Annotated in this window: 15 protein-coding genes; 3 read left to right on the top strand and 12 right to left on the bottom strand. The window is 61.7% G+C overall.

All coding sequences use genetic code 11. The features are described from left to right. Positions 1–144 precede the first annotated feature (144 nt). Complete coding sequence (locus PMI27_RS16975) at positions 145–1,470, top strand: MFS transporter (protein ID WP_008148438.1); 1,326 nt, start codon at positions 145–147, stop codon at positions 1,468–1,470. 41 nt (positions 1,471–1,511) lie between these two features. On the opposite strand, the gene PMI27_RS16980 is transcribed toward PMI27_RS16975, so the two are convergent. Beyond that, positions 1,512–2,936, bottom strand: coding sequence for a type VI secretion system Vgr family protein (locus PMI27_RS16980; RefSeq protein ID WP_008148439.1), 1,425 nt, complete (start codon positions 2,934–2,936; stop codon positions 1,512–1,514). Between the two features lie 232 nt (positions 2,937–3,168). Between PMI27_RS16980 and PMI27_RS16985 the strand changes: the two genes are divergently transcribed. Beyond that, on the top strand, positions 3,169–3,876 hold the full coding sequence (locus tag PMI27_RS16985; protein WP_008148440.1) for a YebC/PmpR family DNA-binding transcriptional regulator: 708 nt from the start codon (positions 3,169–3,171) through the stop codon (positions 3,874–3,876). Between the two features lie 127 nt (positions 3,877–4,003). Here PMI27_RS16985 and PMI27_RS16990 read toward each other — a convergent pair whose 3' ends face one another. The 9 genes from PMI27_RS16990 to PMI27_RS17030 all read right to left on the bottom strand — a co-directional run bounded on the left by PMI27_RS16990 (position 4,004) and on the right by PMI27_RS17030 (position 13,687). Further along, the gene (locus PMI27_RS16990; RefSeq protein WP_008148441.1) at positions 4,004–5,317 is read right to left on the bottom strand and encodes a leucine-rich repeat-containing protein kinase family protein; all 1,314 of its coding nucleotides are present in this window, start codon (positions 5,315–5,317) and stop codon (positions 4,004–4,006) included. Positions 5,318–5,496: 179 nt separating this feature from the next. Continuing rightward, a complete protein-coding gene (zapE, locus tag PMI27_RS16995; protein ID WP_033053194.1) occupies positions 5,497–6,624 on the bottom strand; it encodes a cell division protein ZapE in 1,128 nt (375 codons plus the stop codon). Between the two features lie 256 nt (positions 6,625–6,880). Next, positions 6,881–7,927, bottom strand: coding sequence for an ABC transporter substrate-binding protein (locus tag PMI27_RS17000; RefSeq protein ID WP_008148443.1), 1,047 nt, complete (start codon positions 7,925–7,927; stop codon positions 6,881–6,883). Positions 7,928–7,945: 18 nt separating this feature from the next. Beyond that, positions 7,946–9,061 (bottom strand): NAD(P)/FAD-dependent oxidoreductase, encoded by a 1,116-nt coding sequence (locus PMI27_RS17005; protein WP_008148445.1) that lies wholly within the window; start codon positions 9,059–9,061, stop codon positions 7,946–7,948. Next, complete coding sequence (locus PMI27_RS17010) at positions 9,058–10,413, bottom strand: FAD/NAD(P)-dependent oxidoreductase (RefSeq protein WP_008148447.1); 1,356 nt, start codon at positions 10,411–10,413, stop codon at positions 9,058–9,060. Before PMI27_RS17010 ends, PMI27_RS17005 begins: the two co-directional genes overlap by 4 nt. A 289-nt stretch (positions 10,414–10,702) precedes the next feature. Continuing rightward, positions 10,703–10,993, bottom strand: coding sequence for a (2Fe-2S)-binding protein (locus PMI27_RS17015; RefSeq protein WP_008148449.1), 291 nt, complete (start codon positions 10,991–10,993; stop codon positions 10,703–10,705). A gap of 7 nt (positions 10,994–11,000) precedes the next feature. Then, on the bottom strand, positions 11,001–11,795 hold the full coding sequence (locus PMI27_RS17020) for an ABC transporter permease (protein ID WP_008148452.1): 795 nt from the start codon (positions 11,793–11,795) through the stop codon (positions 11,001–11,003). Between the two features lie 6 nt (positions 11,796–11,801). Continuing rightward, entirely contained in the window at positions 11,802–12,671 is an 870-nt protein-coding gene (locus tag PMI27_RS17025) for an ABC transporter permease (RefSeq protein WP_008148454.1), read from the bottom strand. Further along, a complete protein-coding gene (locus PMI27_RS17030) occupies positions 12,668–13,687 on the bottom strand; it encodes an ABC transporter ATP-binding protein (protein ID WP_008148456.1) in 1,020 nt (339 codons plus the stop codon). Before PMI27_RS17030 ends, PMI27_RS17025 begins: the two co-directional genes overlap by 4 nt. A 244-nt stretch (positions 13,688–13,931) precedes the next feature. On the opposite strand from PMI27_RS17030, the gene PMI27_RS17035 reads away from it, so the two are divergent. Then, entirely contained in the window at positions 13,932–14,768 is an 837-nt protein-coding gene (locus PMI27_RS17035; RefSeq protein ID WP_008148459.1) for an IclR family transcriptional regulator, read from the top strand. Positions 14,769–14,892: 124 nt separating this feature from the next. On the opposite strand, the gene PMI27_RS17040 is transcribed toward PMI27_RS17035, so the two are convergent. Then, entirely contained in the window at positions 14,893–15,645 is a 753-nt protein-coding gene (locus tag PMI27_RS17040; RefSeq protein ID WP_008148460.1) for an anti-sigma factor family protein, read from the bottom strand. Beyond that, the gene (locus PMI27_RS17045; protein ID WP_033053192.1) at positions 15,642–16,148 is read right to left on the bottom strand and encodes an RNA polymerase sigma factor; all 507 of its coding nucleotides are present in this window, start codon (positions 16,146–16,148) and stop codon (positions 15,642–15,644) included. Before PMI27_RS17045 ends, PMI27_RS17040 begins: the two co-directional genes overlap by 4 nt. Positions 16,149–16,254: the final 106 nt, after the last annotated feature.

Genomic DNA, 16,254 nt, shown 5'->3' with positions numbered 1-16,254 from the left:
CATGAGCCTGTGCGTGCAACAGCAGGACTCATCTGACCGATATCGCCTCAGGGAAGCTGCGATATCGAAGTGCTCAACAATAAAAAAACAGGCGTTATTTCTCAAATTCTGCCGGCACACTCATACCCTGAGGTCAGAACCACCATGAACAAGCACATCGGCACCATCAAGCGTTGGCGCGTGCAGATCTTCGCGATCACCTGGCTCGCTTACGCCGCGTTCTACTTCACCCGCAAAGCCTTTTCCGTGGCAAAACTGGGGATCGCCGAAGACCCCACTTTCATGCTCGACAAAATGGCCATGGCCAACCTCGACGCTATCTACCTCACGGCTTACGCCATCGGGCAATTCACCTGGGGCATCCTGGCCGACCGCTTTGGCCCAAGGGTCGTAGTGTTTGGCGGGTTGTTGATTTCAGCGGTAGCAGCCTTGGTGATGGGCAGTTTTGCGACGTTGCCGATCTTCGCCACCTGCATGCTGATTCAAGGGTTGGCGCAGTCCACCGGCTGGTCCGGGCTGTGCAAGAACCTCGGTAGCTTCTTTCCCTCTGAACAGCGCGGGCGGGTGCTGGGGTTGTGGAGTTCCTGCTACGCCTTTGGTGGGTTGGTGGCTTCGCCGTTCGCTGGCTGGTGGGCGTATACGCTGATTGGCACCTGGCATGCGGCGTTCTTTTCCAGTGCGGCGGTGGTTGGGCTGGTCGCCGTGCTGTTTTTTATTTTTCAGCGCAACAAACCCGAAGACGTTGGCTTGCCGGCGGTGGAGCCGGAGCCGCAACTGACGGCGCAAGAGGCCGACGCGCAAAGCAAGATCAGCATTCTGGAACCGTTAAAAGAAATTCTGCGCAACCGCACCGTGCTGGTTCTGGGCCTCGCGTATTTTCTGCTGAAGCCGGCGCGCTACGCGATTCTGCTCTGGGGGCCGGTGATCGTCTTCGAGCAGATGCCCTCGGTGGGCAAGGTCGGCGCGGCAATCATTCCGACTGCGTTTGAACTGGCCGGGTTACTCGGGCCGATTCTGCTGGGTCTCGCTTCGGACAAACTGTTCGGTGCCCGACGCATGCCGGCGTGTGTGCTCAGCCTGTTGGCGCTGACCGTGACCCTGGCCTTGTTCATGGGCGCCCTGCATACCGGCAGCGTGATGCTGGTGGTGGCGCTGCTGTTCGTCATGGGCCTGACCCTGTACGGACCGGACTCGATGATCAGCGGCGCGGCCGCGATCGATTTCGGCACCGCCAAGGCCGGCGCCACAGCGGCCGGTTTCGTCAACGGTTGCGGCTCGGTCGGGGCGATTCTCGGCGGATTGCTGCCGGGCTACTTCGACTCGGTCACCGTGTTCATCGTCTTCGCTGGCTGCGCGTTGTTTTCGGCCCTGGTGTTGCTCCCACACTGGAACAGCCGCCCGGCAGGCCTGCGTGCCGAAAGCGCTTCCGTGCCTAACCAACCGATCACGGTAAAACCTCTGCGTACTTAAGGGTTGACCCATTCGCGGCGGCGGCCGACAAGGGCTGAGTGTCAGGGCGTGAGGTCCGAGCGATTGACCAGCCAGTCGAGCAGCAAGTGGCTATCGCGGCGTGGCTCGGGAACGGGCCGAGTGCGCGGGTGATGGCCCATGCCGACGCACAGCACCGGCCGGTCCGGGTCACTGTCGAGAAAACTGATCAGGACGTCGCTGCCGGCCTTTGGCAGGTTGCACGGGTTAATCCGACCGTCCGGCGCTGCAAGGGCCACCGGTAGCCAGAGTCCGGCAGATTCAAGCGGATCCGCTTGCGCTGTTGGCCACAGCCCGACCTGTATTCGACCTCGATCATCCAGCGCCGCCGGCTGCCCGGCAGGGCCCAGCACCCGGGCGGGCTGATAGCCCGGGATGCTCGGCCTCGTCTGTTTGAGCGCCGGCCTGAATACCGTTGACCAGGGAATGGCGGTGAACTGATTGCGGTAATGGCGGACAGTGACGGGTTTGTCGGTGGCAAGAATCGAAGGTTGTTGGCCCTGATGTCGGGTTTCGGTGAGCAGCCACTGATCGTTGAAGTTCGCCAGTGGATGTTCTGACACTTGCACTATCTGTGCGCTGCGCAGTGCGCTCTGGTTGCTTTGACCGTGGATCTGCAGGTGCTGGCACCGCAAACGTTCCAGTTGTCGTCGGCTCAACTGATCGTGATGGATGTGCTCGGCCGCGGGCCGGACCATCACCGGCAATGGTTTGCTGAAAGCGTGGTTGGCCGCTCCCTCGTCGGGTTTTTGCGAGCCACGGTTCCTGGCTTCCAGTCGTGAGGGAAAGGGCGGCGAGTCATGGCGCTGGAACAACTCACTGATCACCGGCACGTCAGTGTCGTCGAACGCGTTGCCCTGGAACGGCGTAAGGACGGGGTCCTGGGGGAAACTCAGGCTGTCATCCGCCAGGACCAGCACATGCCCGTCGCGCTGATGTTCGAAGTGATAGTGAATGCCTTCTTCTTCGCACAGCCGTTGCAGCAATGCCAGATCGCTCTCCTCGTACTGAATGCAAAAAGGCCGGACGGGATAGTGTCCGCTGGATAATTCGAAGCGATAGCTCCCTTCGGGCACATCATGTTCCTCCAGCAGTTGATGCAGGATCATCGGTACGCTGAGGTGATGAAAGACGCGGCGTGAACGCTGCCGGTCAAGCCATTGAAGGTAGGGCACCAGCACCAGTTTGTAGCCGATCCGGTGTGGGCCGCGATACTCGCGACTGGCACTGTGAAGTACACCATGAATACCCTGGCCCTCCATCAGGCTGAGGAACACCGGCTGTTGCAGCAATCGGTCGAGGTTCATGGCCGGTGCGAGGCCGATCACTTCGATGTCGAATCGATAGGGCTGGTTGAGGGCTTCTCGGCCACTGAACTGCAACACCTGCAAACTCAAATCGCCGTCGAGAAGTGTCAGGGTGAAGGGACTTTCCTTGTCGTTGTGCATCGAACGCGCTTCTGCCATGGAATTCGGGCGCAGAGGGTACGAAACCACAGCCGTTTATGGTCACCGCAAATCGAAGTTTCAGAATCGCCCTACAACTTCCGGTGAAGATGTCGATTGGTCGTGCGGGTGAACAGGTTGGATTTTTTGGTCGATTGCCAACTTTAGGGCGTATAAACTTGCGCCATGCGTCGGCCAATAGATGTCTCGGCGCCACAGATCAAGAGAGTGAGTAATGGGCGCACAGTGGAAGGTTAAACACAAAGAAGCGGCATCTAACGCCAAGGGCAAGATCTTCGGCAAACTGGTAAAAGAAATCACCATCGCTGCCCGTAACGGTGCCGATACTGCCACCAACGCACACCTGCGTCTGGTGGTCGAGCAGGCCAAGAAAGCCTCGATGCCCAAGGAAACCCTGGATCGCGCGATCAAGAAAGGCGCGGGCCTGTTGGGCGAAACCGTGCAATACCATCGCGTGACCTATGAAGGCTTCGCACCGCATCAGGTACCGCTGATCGTTGAATGCGTGACCGACAACATCAACCGCACCGTCGCTGAAATCCGCGTTGCGTTCCGCAAGGGCCAATTGGGCGCTTCCGGTTCGGTAGCGTGGGACTTCAACCATGTCGGCATGATCGAGGCGTCCCCGGACAGCCCTGACGCCGATCCGGAAATGGCCGCCATCGAAGCCGGCGCCCAGGATTTCGAGCCGGGTGACGAAGAGGGCACGACCCTGTTCCTGACCGAGCCTGCGGACCTGGACGCCGTGCAGAAAGCCCTGCCCGAGCAAGGGTTCACCGTGTTGTCGGCCAAGCTGGGTTACCAGCCGAAAAACCCGGTCAGCGGTCTGAGCGATGAGCAGATGGCTGAAGTCGAAGCCTTCCTCGAAGGCCTCGATAACCACGATGACGTGCAGGACATGTTTGTCGGGTTGGCGGGGTAATTTGATTTTTCAGTGATACCGCCATCGCGAGCAGGCTCGCTCCCACAGTAGGTTGTGTTGAATAAAAATTATAGGTTCGACACAAAACCTGTGGGAGCGAGCCTGCTCGCGATTGACCGCGCAGCGGTCACCAGCGATTCAACGCCTGCACAATCTCGTTGAACCCCGGTCGCTCCAGCACCTGCGGCTGACAGCAGCGCTGCTGCAATTGCTCCAGCTGCACACGACCTTCATCGCTCAACCCTGAGTCGATCCGCTCCAACAATTCTCCCAGCAAAACACCAAACGCCCGTACCTCGATCCGTTGCAGCGCACGGCTTTCAAGGCTGTCCGAGATGGCATGGAAAGACGCGGCGCCAAAATCCCCGAGCAGACAATCACCGTGCTCGTTCCACAAAATGTTGTGGCCGTAGAGGTCGCCGTGGGTGATGCCATGCTGGTGCAAATGTTCGGCTGCCGAGGCGATGCCACAGGCAATGCGCAATGCCACGCCAGCGCTGAACCGGGTGTCGTTGGCGTAAACGTCGCGGGTGCATGAGGCCAGGCTCGGCAGCCCGGCCAGATTGCGGTAGCTCGGATCGATCAATTGCATCACCAGCCCGGCCTGGGCTTCTGGATGCTCGACGACTCGCCCTTCAACCCGGATCAGGTTGGGGTGACAACCTGCGGTGATGCAGGCGTTCATTTCGTGCAACGGCGAGCCATCGCTGGTCATTTCGCCTTTGTAGAGTTTGACCGCGACCTGTGTGGCCGGCTGGTCTGGTCGATCCCACATGGCCCGATGAATCACTCCTGAGGCGCCTTCGCCCAGTTGCTGCTCCAGTCGCAGTTCAGACCAGGGAATGCGGGGGGTGGCTTCGAGAGCGGCCGCATCGGCTTCGGTCTCCAGCGGGTTACCGGCGTACGCCAGCCAGGTCAGGCTGGGCAGGGACAGCAGCCACTCGGGCAACTCGCTCAACTGATTGGCGGCGATGCGGATCAGTTCGAGTCTATGGCAATGACGCAAGCTCTGCGGCAAACGTTGCAAGCGGTTGCCAGCCAGCATGAGTTTTTGCAGGTGCGGGCGTTCACCCAGCTCGGCGGGCAGTTCAGTGATGCAGTTATCGGTCAGGATCAGCCAGCGCAGCAACGGTGGCAGGGCGGCGCCTGGCACGCGCTCGATGCGGTTGGCCTTGAAGCCGATCATCGTCAGTGCGGCGCAGTGGCCCAGACAGTCAGGCAGTTCGGTGAACAGATTGTCCGAGCAGAACAACACGCGCAAACGGGTCAGGCGGTGCAAGTCGTCCGGCAGACTGCTCAAGGCATTGCCGCTGAGGTTGAGGACTTCCAGCGAGTCCGCCAGGTCGAAGATTTCTCGCGGAAACTCCGTCAGGCCGCCGGTGAGGTCCAGGCGGGTAATGCCCGACAGTTGGCCGGCGCGCAGTTGGGCAAGGGTATCCATGAACAGATTCACTATTGATCGAGAGGAGGGCGCGGAGGCCTGGAAACGGGCGACATGATACCGGCAAATGTGTGGTGGCTGTCACACCGCTATCGCGAGCAGGCTCGCTCCCACATTAGATCGCATTCCAATGTAGGAGCGAGCCTGCTCGCGATAGCGGTCTGAACTGCACCACAAAATTACGGATCCCTGACTTCGACCAACTGCCCCAACCGGCTGCGCGTGCGCGCCAGATCGATGGCATCGCCGCCCAGGCTTTCGCGCAAAGACTGCTGGCCGAGCAGAATCAGGTGCTTGTCCTGGTCGTACAGAACGTCGACCAGATTGATGAAGCGCTGCTGGGCGGCGATGGAACAATCGGCGAGGTTGGGCAGTTCATCGATAAACCAATGATCGAAACGTCGGCACAGTTCCAGGTAATCCATCACCGCAGTGGGGTGGTCGCACAGATCGCCGAAGGTGAAACCGATGGTTCGCCCTTCACAGTGTCGGGCCTGAAGGTTGCGTGTCCCGACGGGCAGTTGAATGGCCGGCGCGTCGCGTTCGGGCAGGTTCAACGACTGACGCTGCGTGTGCGTGGCCGGCCAGACGTACTGGCCTTGGGTAAACAGCTGCTGGGCGTGGGTTCTCGCCTGACTGCGGTAGTCGTGGGGGCCGCCGACCTCCATGACCTGCATGCGAGCGTTGATCAGGTCGATCACCGGTTTGAAGCGCGCGTGGTACAGCGGGTTGGGCAGCAGTCCTTCCGGTGGGTAGTTGGAAGTGACCAGCAGCAGTATGCGTCGGCGGAACAATGCCTTGAACAGCCGGGTAATGAGCATCGCATCGCCGATGTCATGGATGTGAAACTCGTCGAAACACAGCACCCGGCAATCGCGCAGCTGTTGGTCGAGGGTGGTTTCCAGCGCATCGGGTTGATCGCGATGAGTGAACATTCCTTGGTGAAGGTGCGCAAAAAACTCATGAAAATGCAGGCGCTGTTTTTCCGCGAGGGGAAGGGCCTGGAAAAACCCGTCGAGCAGCCAGCTCTTGCCGCGACCCACGGCGCCGTGCAGGTAAAGACCGGGAAGCGTTTTTGCCGAGGTGCCCGACAGCGCTGCGGCGTGTTGCGCCATGCAGTCGATGACGCGCAGTTGGCTATGGCTGAGGGTGTAACCCTGGGTGTGGGCCTTGCGGTGGAAGTAGTCGTGGATGACTCGACTGGTCGCGGTGTTACCGGCGGATGCCGCCGATGGCTTGCCGAACAAGCGGCGTAGCGCAGGCCAGCGTGGTGTGAGTCGCGAACGGTTTGGCGGTTGAACGGCCACTGTGATGTCACCCCGTAATTTGCACGCCGGCTCCACCGAGCTGCGGCGGCGTAGTGTAACCAAACGGGGAATTTTCATTCCAGTTGTGGCGAGGGGGCTTGCCCCCGTTCGACTGCGGAGCAGTCGCCCAACCATTCACCCCCGGTATTTCTGATAAACCTAGGTGTATCGTTTTGGGGCCGCTTCGCAGCCCAACGGGGGCAAGCCCCCTCGCCACAGGGTTGTGGTGTTCGCTAGATCTTGTTGGGTCAGTTATCTAGCGTTCGATACTACGATTCCACCGCGCATTCCATGCCGGGCGCTGTTCGTTGACCTGATCCCAATCGATCGCAATGGCAGTGGTCAGGTACTGCTTCATCGCCTCCACCTGGCCGCGAGTCTTGTCGGTGGTCGGGGTATTCGGGTTGGACGGGATCTGGTCGCCATCTTCAAGCGCGGCAGCCTGAGCGTCCGGTGTCAGCAAGAAAGCGGCGAGTTTCTGCGCCAGTTCCGGCTGAGTGTTGTTGGCGATGGCACATTCGGCCACGTTGAGCACCACGGCGCCTTCCTTCGGTTGCGCATACTCCACCGGCATGCCCTTGAGTTTCAGGGCGGTGACCTGGGTCGGCGTCAGCGGGAACAGCGCGGCCTCGTCGGTCTGAAGCATTTCGGAAATCTTCGCCGAGCTCGGAATGTACTCCAGCACGTTGCGTCCGACGGTGTTCGGCCACGCCTTGAAGCCTGGCTCGACGTCGGTTTCGCTGCCGCCCTGAATCCGGTTGAACATCAGGAAGCCGTGCAGGCCAAAGGTCGAGGACGCCATCGACTGGAACACCAGTTTGTCCTTGAAGCGCGGGTCGGCCATGTCCATCCACGAGGTCGGCGCGGTCCAGCCTTTTTCCTTGAACAGACGCGTGTTGTACGCCAGCCCGGTCACGCCGAGGCTGACCGCCACCGCTTGATCCTTGATGCGGCCCTTGGCCGGAATCTGCGCCAGCGGTGCGCTGTCTTCGAGTTTGTCGCACAGCCCCATGGCGATGGCGCGGTACATGATGCCGTCGTCGAGGAACATCACGTGCATCTGCGGGTTGCCTTTGCTGGCCTGGACCTTGGCCAGAATATCGGCGGAGGTGCCGGGCACGATCACCACTTTGACGTTGTTGGCTTTCTCGAAAACCGGCAGCACCTTGTCGGCGTAGAGCCGCTCCATGGTCCCGCCGTTCATGCCCAGGTAAAGCGTCGGTTCGGCATGGGCCTGGGTGGCGGCGAGCAGGGCGCCCAAGCAGGAGATACCGAGCAGTGCAGTGCGTTTGACGTTATTCATTAGCGCGACCTTCCTCTATCAAGCAACGGAGATGGAGTGAAACCGGGTGATGGAAAACGCATCCAGCGACGTTTTTGAAGCGCCGCTGCAGATGATTTCGGTGAGCGCCTGGCCCACCGCGGGGCCGATCTGAAAGCCCGCACCGGCAAAGCCGAATGCGTGCAACAGACCGGGTTGAGTGCCACTGTGGCCGATCACCGGTTGGCGATCGGGCAGGTAACCTTCGGTGCCGCTCCAGGTGCGAATCGCCTGGGCGCCTTCAAGAAACGGATAAAGCTCGACGGCCTGACGCAGGATCTCGATTACCGCGTGCTGGCCCGGCCGAGCGCGGGCACCGTCGAGGGCAAAACCCTGGCCGCCACCCAACACACAATTGCCGCGAGCGACCTGACGGGCATAGATACCGCCACCCTCGACCCCGGTGCTGGCATTCATCACCAGCGGCAACGGCTCGGTGACCAGCATCGCCGGGTGCCCGGCGTGCATCGGCACGCCCTCATCGAAGTGTTCCGCCAAGGTGCCGGCCCAGGCTCCGGCGCAATTCAGCAGCCAGGGCGCCTGCAACTCCAGACCGGTTTGCGTGCTGATACGAAAGCGTTGGCCGTCGTGTTCCACCGCCGTTACCGGGCATTGTTCATGGACTTGGGCGCCATGTCGCCGCGCCGCCCGGGCAAACGCCGGGGACACCAGTCGCGGGTTGGCATGACCGTCATCGGGGCAAAACGAGGCACCGACCGCCACCTCGCCGACCCACGGAAAACGTGCGCGTAACTCACTGCGATCGAGTACCTGCAAGTCGAGGCCAAAGCCCCGACTGCTGGCGGCATAGTCTTGCAGGGCGTGCAGATCGTTGAGGCTGCGGGCCAGTTTCAGGTGGCCGCTGCGCTGATACTCACCGTCGATGCCAATCAGCTGCGGCAGTTGTCCCCAGATGTCGTGGGCCCGCTGCGACAGCGGCAGTTGCGAGAGTGGTCGCCCCTGGCGCCGCACGCCGCCGTAGTTCACGCCGCTGGAATGTGAGCCACAGAAGTCCCGCTCCAGCAGTGCCACGCGACGCCCGGCCTTGCTCAGAAACAACGCGGCGGAGGCGCCGACAATTCCGCCGCCAATGATGACAGCATCGACTTCGATCATGACTCGACCTCCAGACCAAACGGCAGGGGTTTGATGGGGGCCTGAGCCCGAAGCCTGCCGATGTCGGACACGCAGCGCTGACTTTCGCAGGCAATGATTTCCGCGGCGGCGGCGCCACACATCCGCCCCTGACAGCGGCCCATGCCGACCCGGCAATGCGCCTTGACCCGGTTGATCTCCCAATGCCCCTCGCGCACCACTTGGCGGATGTCGCCGGCCCGCACTTCTTCGCAGCGGCAGATCATCACGTCATTCGGGGCATCGGCGGCCCAATGCTCGGGAAAGACGAAGGCCCGTTCCAGACCTTGGCGGAAGGTCTCGATCCGTCCCAGCGCCTGCTCCAATTGCGCCCCACGTTGCGGCGGGATCAGGTAACCGATGTCTTCGAGTAACGCCAGAGCCGCGCGTTCGCCGGCCATTTCCGCCGCGTCGGCGCCCATGATGCCGGCGCCGTCACCGGCCAGGTAAACCTCGGCGACACTGCTGCGACCGGCGCTGTCACGGTGCGGCAGCCAGGCGCGGTTGAGCGGGTTCCAGGCGAATTCACAGCCGAGCAGGTCGGCGAGTTGGGTTTCACTGCGCAGGCCGTGGGCGAAGGCGACGGCGTCGCACTCCAGATGCTGATCGCCCTTGGCGTTGCGCCAGGTCAGCGATTGCACGCGCTGTTCGCCGTTGATCCCTGTGAGGCTGGCGCCCTGATGCACCGGGATGCCGTGGGCGGTCAACCAACTGCGGTAATAGATGCCTTTGGCCAGGGTGGCCGGTTGCGAGAGCAGGCCGGGCAAGGCGCGGGCCTGAGCGCTGAACGGCGAGCTGTCGAGCACCGCGACCACCTTGGCGCCGGCCTTGGCGTATTGATACGCCACCAGGTACAGCAACGGCCCGCTGCCGGCGAACACCACGCGTTCACCGATGGCGCAGCCTTGAAACTTGAGGGCGATCTGCGCTGCGCCGAGGCTGTAAACCCCCGGAAGGGTCCAGCCTGGCACCGGCAGAATCCGGTCGGTGGCGCCCGTGGCGACAATCACCCGGGAGAACGCCAGCCGCGCGGCGCGGCCCTCATGCAAAGTGTCGAGCGCACCGTCCTCGGCGTTCCATACCAACGTCTCGGGACGGTAATCGAGTTGCTCGCGCAACGCGTCGATCGTCTGATGCAGCGCGTTGGCCTTGCCGGCTTCGAAGCCATACAGCTTGACCGGCGAGCGCTTGAAGTTTGCCGGTTGGCGACGATAAATCTGCCCGCCACCGCGTGCTGCTTCGTCCAGCAGCACCGGGCGAACGCCATGGGCGACCAGGGTTTGTGCGGCACGAATACCGGCCGGACCGGCACCGATGATGACCACGGAATTCATACCCACCTCATGTGTGAGCGACGCAGATCCCCTGTGGGAGCGAGCCTGCTCGCGATGACGGTTGGGCATTCAACATTAATACTGGCAGACAGATTGCTATCGCGAGCAGGCTCGCTCCCACAGTTGATGAGGGTTGCCCCCGGCTTTCGTGAACGCCGCCGAACCCTTGTGGGAGCGGGCTTGCTCGCGATGACGGCGGCACATTCAACATTCATGCTGGCTGACAGATTGCTTTCGCGAGCAAGCCCGCTCCCACAGGGGATCCGGTTTCGGCAGATTGAAAAGGTGTTCATAGGGAGCGCCCCGGTTCGCGGCTGATCTGCTGCCCGGCTTCGAGCAACGTCGAGCAGGCGCGCACGCGTCGACCATCGCCCAGCCTTACCCAGCAGTCCTGACACGCCCCCATCATGCAAAAACCGGCGCGGGGTTCGGCGCTGAAGTCGCTGCCGCGCAAGTGTTCGCTGCAAGTCAGCACCGCCGTCAGCAAGGTGTCGCCGAGCAGGCCGGTGGCCGGTGTGCCGTCGAGGGTAAAGTCCAGGGCCGGGCGGTCGCCTTCGGCCAGTCGTTTCAGCAGAGCCATGGCGCCCTCATTGTTTGCCCACCAGAACCCGATCGAGGCCGTAGACCCGGTCGAGCAAAATCATCGTCAGCGCGGTCAACCCAATCACCAGTGCCGACACCGCCGCCATCATCGGATCGATGGATTCGGTGGCGTACACATACATCCGCACCGGCAAGGTTTGCGTGGCCGGCGAGGTGACGAAAATCGACAGCGTGACTTCATCGAAACTGTTGATGAACGCCAACAGCCAGCCACCGGCGACCCCCGGCAGAATCATCGGCAAGGTGATTTCCCGGAACAGCGTGAAGCGTCCGGCACCGAGCGATTGCGCGGCGTGTTCGGCGCTGCGATCCAGGCCGATGGCCGACGCCAGCACCAGTCGCAACACGTACGGTGTGATCACCAGCACGTGGGCGAAGATCAGCCAGGCGAAGCTGCCGTTGACGCCCATCAGCGCAAACAACCGCAGCAACGCCACACCCAGCACCAGGTGCGGAATGATGATCGGCGACAGGAACAGGCCGTTGAGAAAGTCGCGGCCGGGGAACTCGAAGCGGGTGATAGCCAGCGCCGCCGGCACCGCAATCAGCGTCGCCAGACTGGCCGCGCAGAACGCCAGGATCAGGCTGTTGTAGAACGCATCGACAAAGTCAGCACGCTCAAACACCGCGCGGAACCAGCGCAGGGAAAACTCGGTGGTCGGCAGGCTCAGGGTGTTTTCCGGGGTGAAGGCCACAAGGCAAACCACCACCAGCGGCGCCAGCATGAACAGCACCACCAAGGTATGGAACAGCAGGGCGAAAGGACCGTTCTTGGACATGACGAGTTATCCCAATGACTTCTTGTAGCGGCCTTCGATCATCCGGTTCCACGACAGCATGATCAGCAGGTTGAGCAACAGCAGGGCCACGGCGATGGCCGCGCCCATCGGCCAGTTGAGCTCCGACAGGTACTGGTCGTAGATCAGCGTGGCGACCATTTTTATCCGGCGTCCGCCGAGCAGGCCGGGGATCGCGAAGGAGCTAGCGGCGAGGCCGAACACGATCAAGGTGCCGGAGAGCACGCCCGGCATGATCTGCGGCAGCACCACTTGGCGCATCACGGTGAAGTGGCTGGCACCGAGAGACATCGCGGCCTGCTCGGCGGCGGGGTCGAGTTTTTGCAGCGAGGTCCAGACCGGAATGATCATGAAAGGCAGCATCACGTGGACCAGCGCAATCACCACCGCGAACGGCGTGTAGAGCAGCTTCATCGGCGAGCCGCCGAAGGCTTGCAGGGTCTGGTTGACCAGGCCGTCGGCACCCAGCAACAGGCTCCAGCCGAAGGCGCGCACCACCACCGAAATCAGCAACGGGGTGAGGATCAGAATCAGGAAAATCGAGCGCCACGGCGTGCCCATGCGGCTGAGGATGTAGGCCTCGGGCACGCCGATCACCACGCAGAGCAGGGTGGTCAGGGCGCTAATCCACATCGTGCGCAAAAAGATTTCGTAGAAGTACGGGTCGCCCAGCAGGCTGCTGTAGTGGTCGACGGTGTAGGCATCGCCGTTGATCCCCGAGCTGTAGTCGAAGACGTTGAACGACAGCACCAGGGTCAGCAGCAACGGGATAACCAGCAGGCTAAGGTACAAGGCCAGGGCCGGTGCCGACAGCCAGTAACCCTGGCGTCCCTGGCGAATGGCGACAAGCGTACTCATGCCGGCACCTCGTCGACACTCAGTACCCGCAGCAACGTTGCGTCCCAATCGAGCCCGACCGCCGTGCCTTCGGTGAGCGGTGCCGAACCGTCGTTGCGGCGCACCACGCTGAGTTCGCCCAAAGTTGTCGAGACGCCGTACAGCCATTGGCTGCCAAGAAAGAAGCGGCTGACGATGTTGCCTTGCAGACGGCCCTGACCCTTGTCCCGCAGATCGATTTTTTCCGGACGCAGGCTCAGGATCAGTTCGCCGCCACTGCGAACCTGGACCACACCCGCGCCATCACGCTCGCCCGGCAGCAGATTGGCCTTGCCGACGAAACCGGAAATGAACTCGGTGCGCGGGTGTTCGTAAAGTGTGTACGGCGCGTCGATCTGGGTGATGCGCCCGGCCTGCATCACCACCACCCGGTCGCTGATGGACAGCGCTTCGGACTGGTCATGGGTGACCATCAGCGTGGTGATCCCGACTTCGCGCTGGATGCGGCGGATCTCGAATTGCATCTCTTCGCGCAGGTTGGCGTCGAGGTTGGACAGCGGCTCATCGAGCAGCAGCACTGGCGGCTCGATCACCAGGGCCCGAGCCAATGCAACACGCTGACGCTGGCCGCCGGAGAGTTCTCGCGGATAACGTTCGGCGTGCTGGTTGAGGCGCACCAGTTTCAGCACCCGGTCCACCCGCTGCTGCAACTCGCCGTTGGCCACTTTGCGCATGCGCAGGCCGAAGGCGACGTTGTCTTTCACGGTCATGTGCGGGAACAGCGCGTAACTCTGGAACACCACGCCCAGACCACGGCTGGCGGGTTTGGCGTGGGTGATGTCGCGACCGTCCAGCACAATGCGTCCGCTGCTGACTTCGACGAAGCCGGCGATCATTTGCAGGGTGGTGGTTTTGCCGCATCCGGAGGGGCCGAGCAGCGAGACGAACTCGCCTTTCTCGACCGAGAGGTTGGTGGCAACGACGGCGTCGATCTCGCCGTAACGTTTGCCGAGTCCTTCAAGTTGCACAAAAGCCATAACTGCGCTCCACCTGAGATTGTTATGCGTCGCCCGAAGGCGCGCTTTTTTGTATGGGCAGATACGAAAAGGTCTTGCTGGGTGCGTTGGCGCTCGACTTCTGTCGGCTGCCGCTGTTGTTCGAATCGCCCCTGTCTGGACGCAGAGTAGGACGAAGAATAGGATGGGCTCAATGGCCTATTTCACTGAAGCGATGACTATTTTCAGTTTCATTCAGTGAGTAAATTAATACTCGAGAAAACCCATGACAGATTCCATTGAGCGGAATGAAAGCAAAAGTGATGTCGGTGTTGGCGCGGTCTCCAGACTGTTTGCCGTGCTGCGCAGTCTGGGTGACACCGTCGAGGGCGGGGAGCGGGTGACGCAATTGGCCCAGCGCATCGGTTTGTCGCAACCGACCACGCACCGATTGCTGCGCAGCCTGATGGATGAGGGCATGGTCGAGCAGGATGCGCGCAGCAAACGCTATCGCTTGAGTCTTGAATTCTTTGCGCTGGCGGCCCGCGCCGGGAACACCGGAAACCTGCGCGAACTGGTACGTCCGGCGTTGCTGCGGCTGTCGGCGTCGTTGGGGGATTCGTTGTTCTTGCTGGCGCGCAGTGGTTTTGATGCGATCTGCCTCGATCGCAGTGAAGGGCCGTTTCCGATCCGCACCTTTACCGGTGACATCGGCGGGCGGGTGGCGTTGGGCGTGGGGCAGGGCAGCCTGGCGATTCTGGCGTTCCTGCCGGAAGAAGAGCGCGACACGGTGATTCACTACAACTTGCCGAGGCTCAAGGATTTCCACCTGTACGACGAGGTGTTCCTGCGCTCGGAAGTCGAGAACGTGCGCAAGCTCGGTTATGCCGGACGCAACACCGGCGTGTTGCAGGGCATGGCCGGGGTGGCGGTGCCGATTCTGGATCGTGAAGGGCGAGCGGTCGCAGCGCTGAGTGTGGCCACCGTGAGCGATCGGCTGGGGCCGGATCGTTTGCCGACGGTGGTGGAAATGCTCAAGCGCGAAGCGGCGCTGATCGGACCGCGGATCAATCCGTTCGACCCGTTGCTGCGTAGGCCTTCGCAAGTGTTCGGGCAGGGCTGAAACCGCCACAACTCCCTTGTGGGAGCGAGCCTGCTCGCGATAGGGCCAGCACTTTCACCATTGATGTCGACAGATACACCGCCATCGCGAGCAGGCTCGCTCCCACAGGGGATTGGCGGTGTGTTCAGAACTGGACGGTTTGCTTGAGCATCTGCGCCGCCGGCGTATCGCTCGGGCTGACCATCGCGTAGTTATACCCGCCTCCCGACCAGTACTCGGCCTGCAACTCGCCATCACTGCGACTGCCCCTCGGCAACAGGTAGTTTTTCGGACCCGGTGGGCGGACGTAGAAACTGATCTTGTGTCCGCCCTGATCCTCGTAAACCACCATCGCCGCCGGCCCTTGCTCGGTGCTCAGCAAGCGTCCGCTGACCGGTTTGAAACCGGCGCCCGAGAGGTCAGGCAAGCGATTGGCCTGAGTGAAATAGCGGTCGAGCCAACCCTGCATGTCACCGTCATCGCTGACTTTGTAGTCGGCCGGCAAAATGCCTTGCTGGGCAATCAGGCGATAGGCCTGCAGGGCATCGGTCATCGGCGGCGTGGCCCTGATGAACATCATCTCCCGGGCTTGCCAACCGCTGAATCCGCCGACGCTGACCGCGATCAGCAACACGGCGGCGCTGGCCAGGTGACGGCGAGATTGTCGTTTGAGGCGTTGGCGAATCAGCGCCGGGTCGAGGTTCGGGTTGGCCGGTTGCTGCAGGGCGCCGCTCAAAGCCGCGCGCAATTGCTGGGCGTCTTGCTGCCAGGCACGCACTTGGGCAGCCACTTCAGCGTTGCTGGCCAGAAAAGTGTCCACCATACGTCGGTCGGCATCGCTGAGTTGCTGGTCGACATAGGCGTGCAGGTCACGCTCGCTTGGGGGCAGGCTGATCATTTGAGTCTCCGCAGAGAAGGGCGGGTAATTTCGCCGTCGCTCAACTGGCGCAAGGCCTGGCGGGCACGGGACAGGCGGGACATCACGGTGCCGGTGGGGACGTCGAGAATCTCGGCGACCTCTTTATAACTCAAGCCTTCGACCGAGACCCAGAGCAGCAGGGCGCGTTGTTCGGTGGTGAGTTGATCGAAGGCTTTCAGGGTTGATTGGGCGATCACGGTGCGCTCCACCGACGGCTGTGAATCGTCACCGCCGGTAAAGAATTCGAGCATCCGCGCATAACGCCGGGAGCGTCGGTGAGCATCGAGAAACTGTCGATACAGAATCGAAAACAACCAGGCGCGCAAGTCGCCCTCAGGACGTTTATCGCCCCAACTCGACAGCGCGCGCTCCAGGCAAGACTGCACCAGGTCGTCGGCGCTGCTGGGATTGCGCGTCAACGACACGGCAAACCGGCGCAATCTGGGAATGATTTCTCGCAGTTGTTCGTCGATATCGTTCATGAAGTTCTGGCTAGTCACTACGCTTTGGACTAGGAAGACGCCCGGCATTGGAGGTTATTCCACGCCCGAAAAAATAAATACCGTGCGATGGAATAAACCGCCACGG

Source organism: Pseudomonas sp. GM41(2012) (genome assembly GCF_000282315.2).
Lineage (GTDB): Bacteria > Pseudomonadota > Gammaproteobacteria > Pseudomonadales > Pseudomonadaceae > Aquipseudomonas.
The sequence above is the reverse complement of the archived record's forward strand: the minus strand, read 5'-3'. Positions and strand labels throughout refer to the sequence as shown.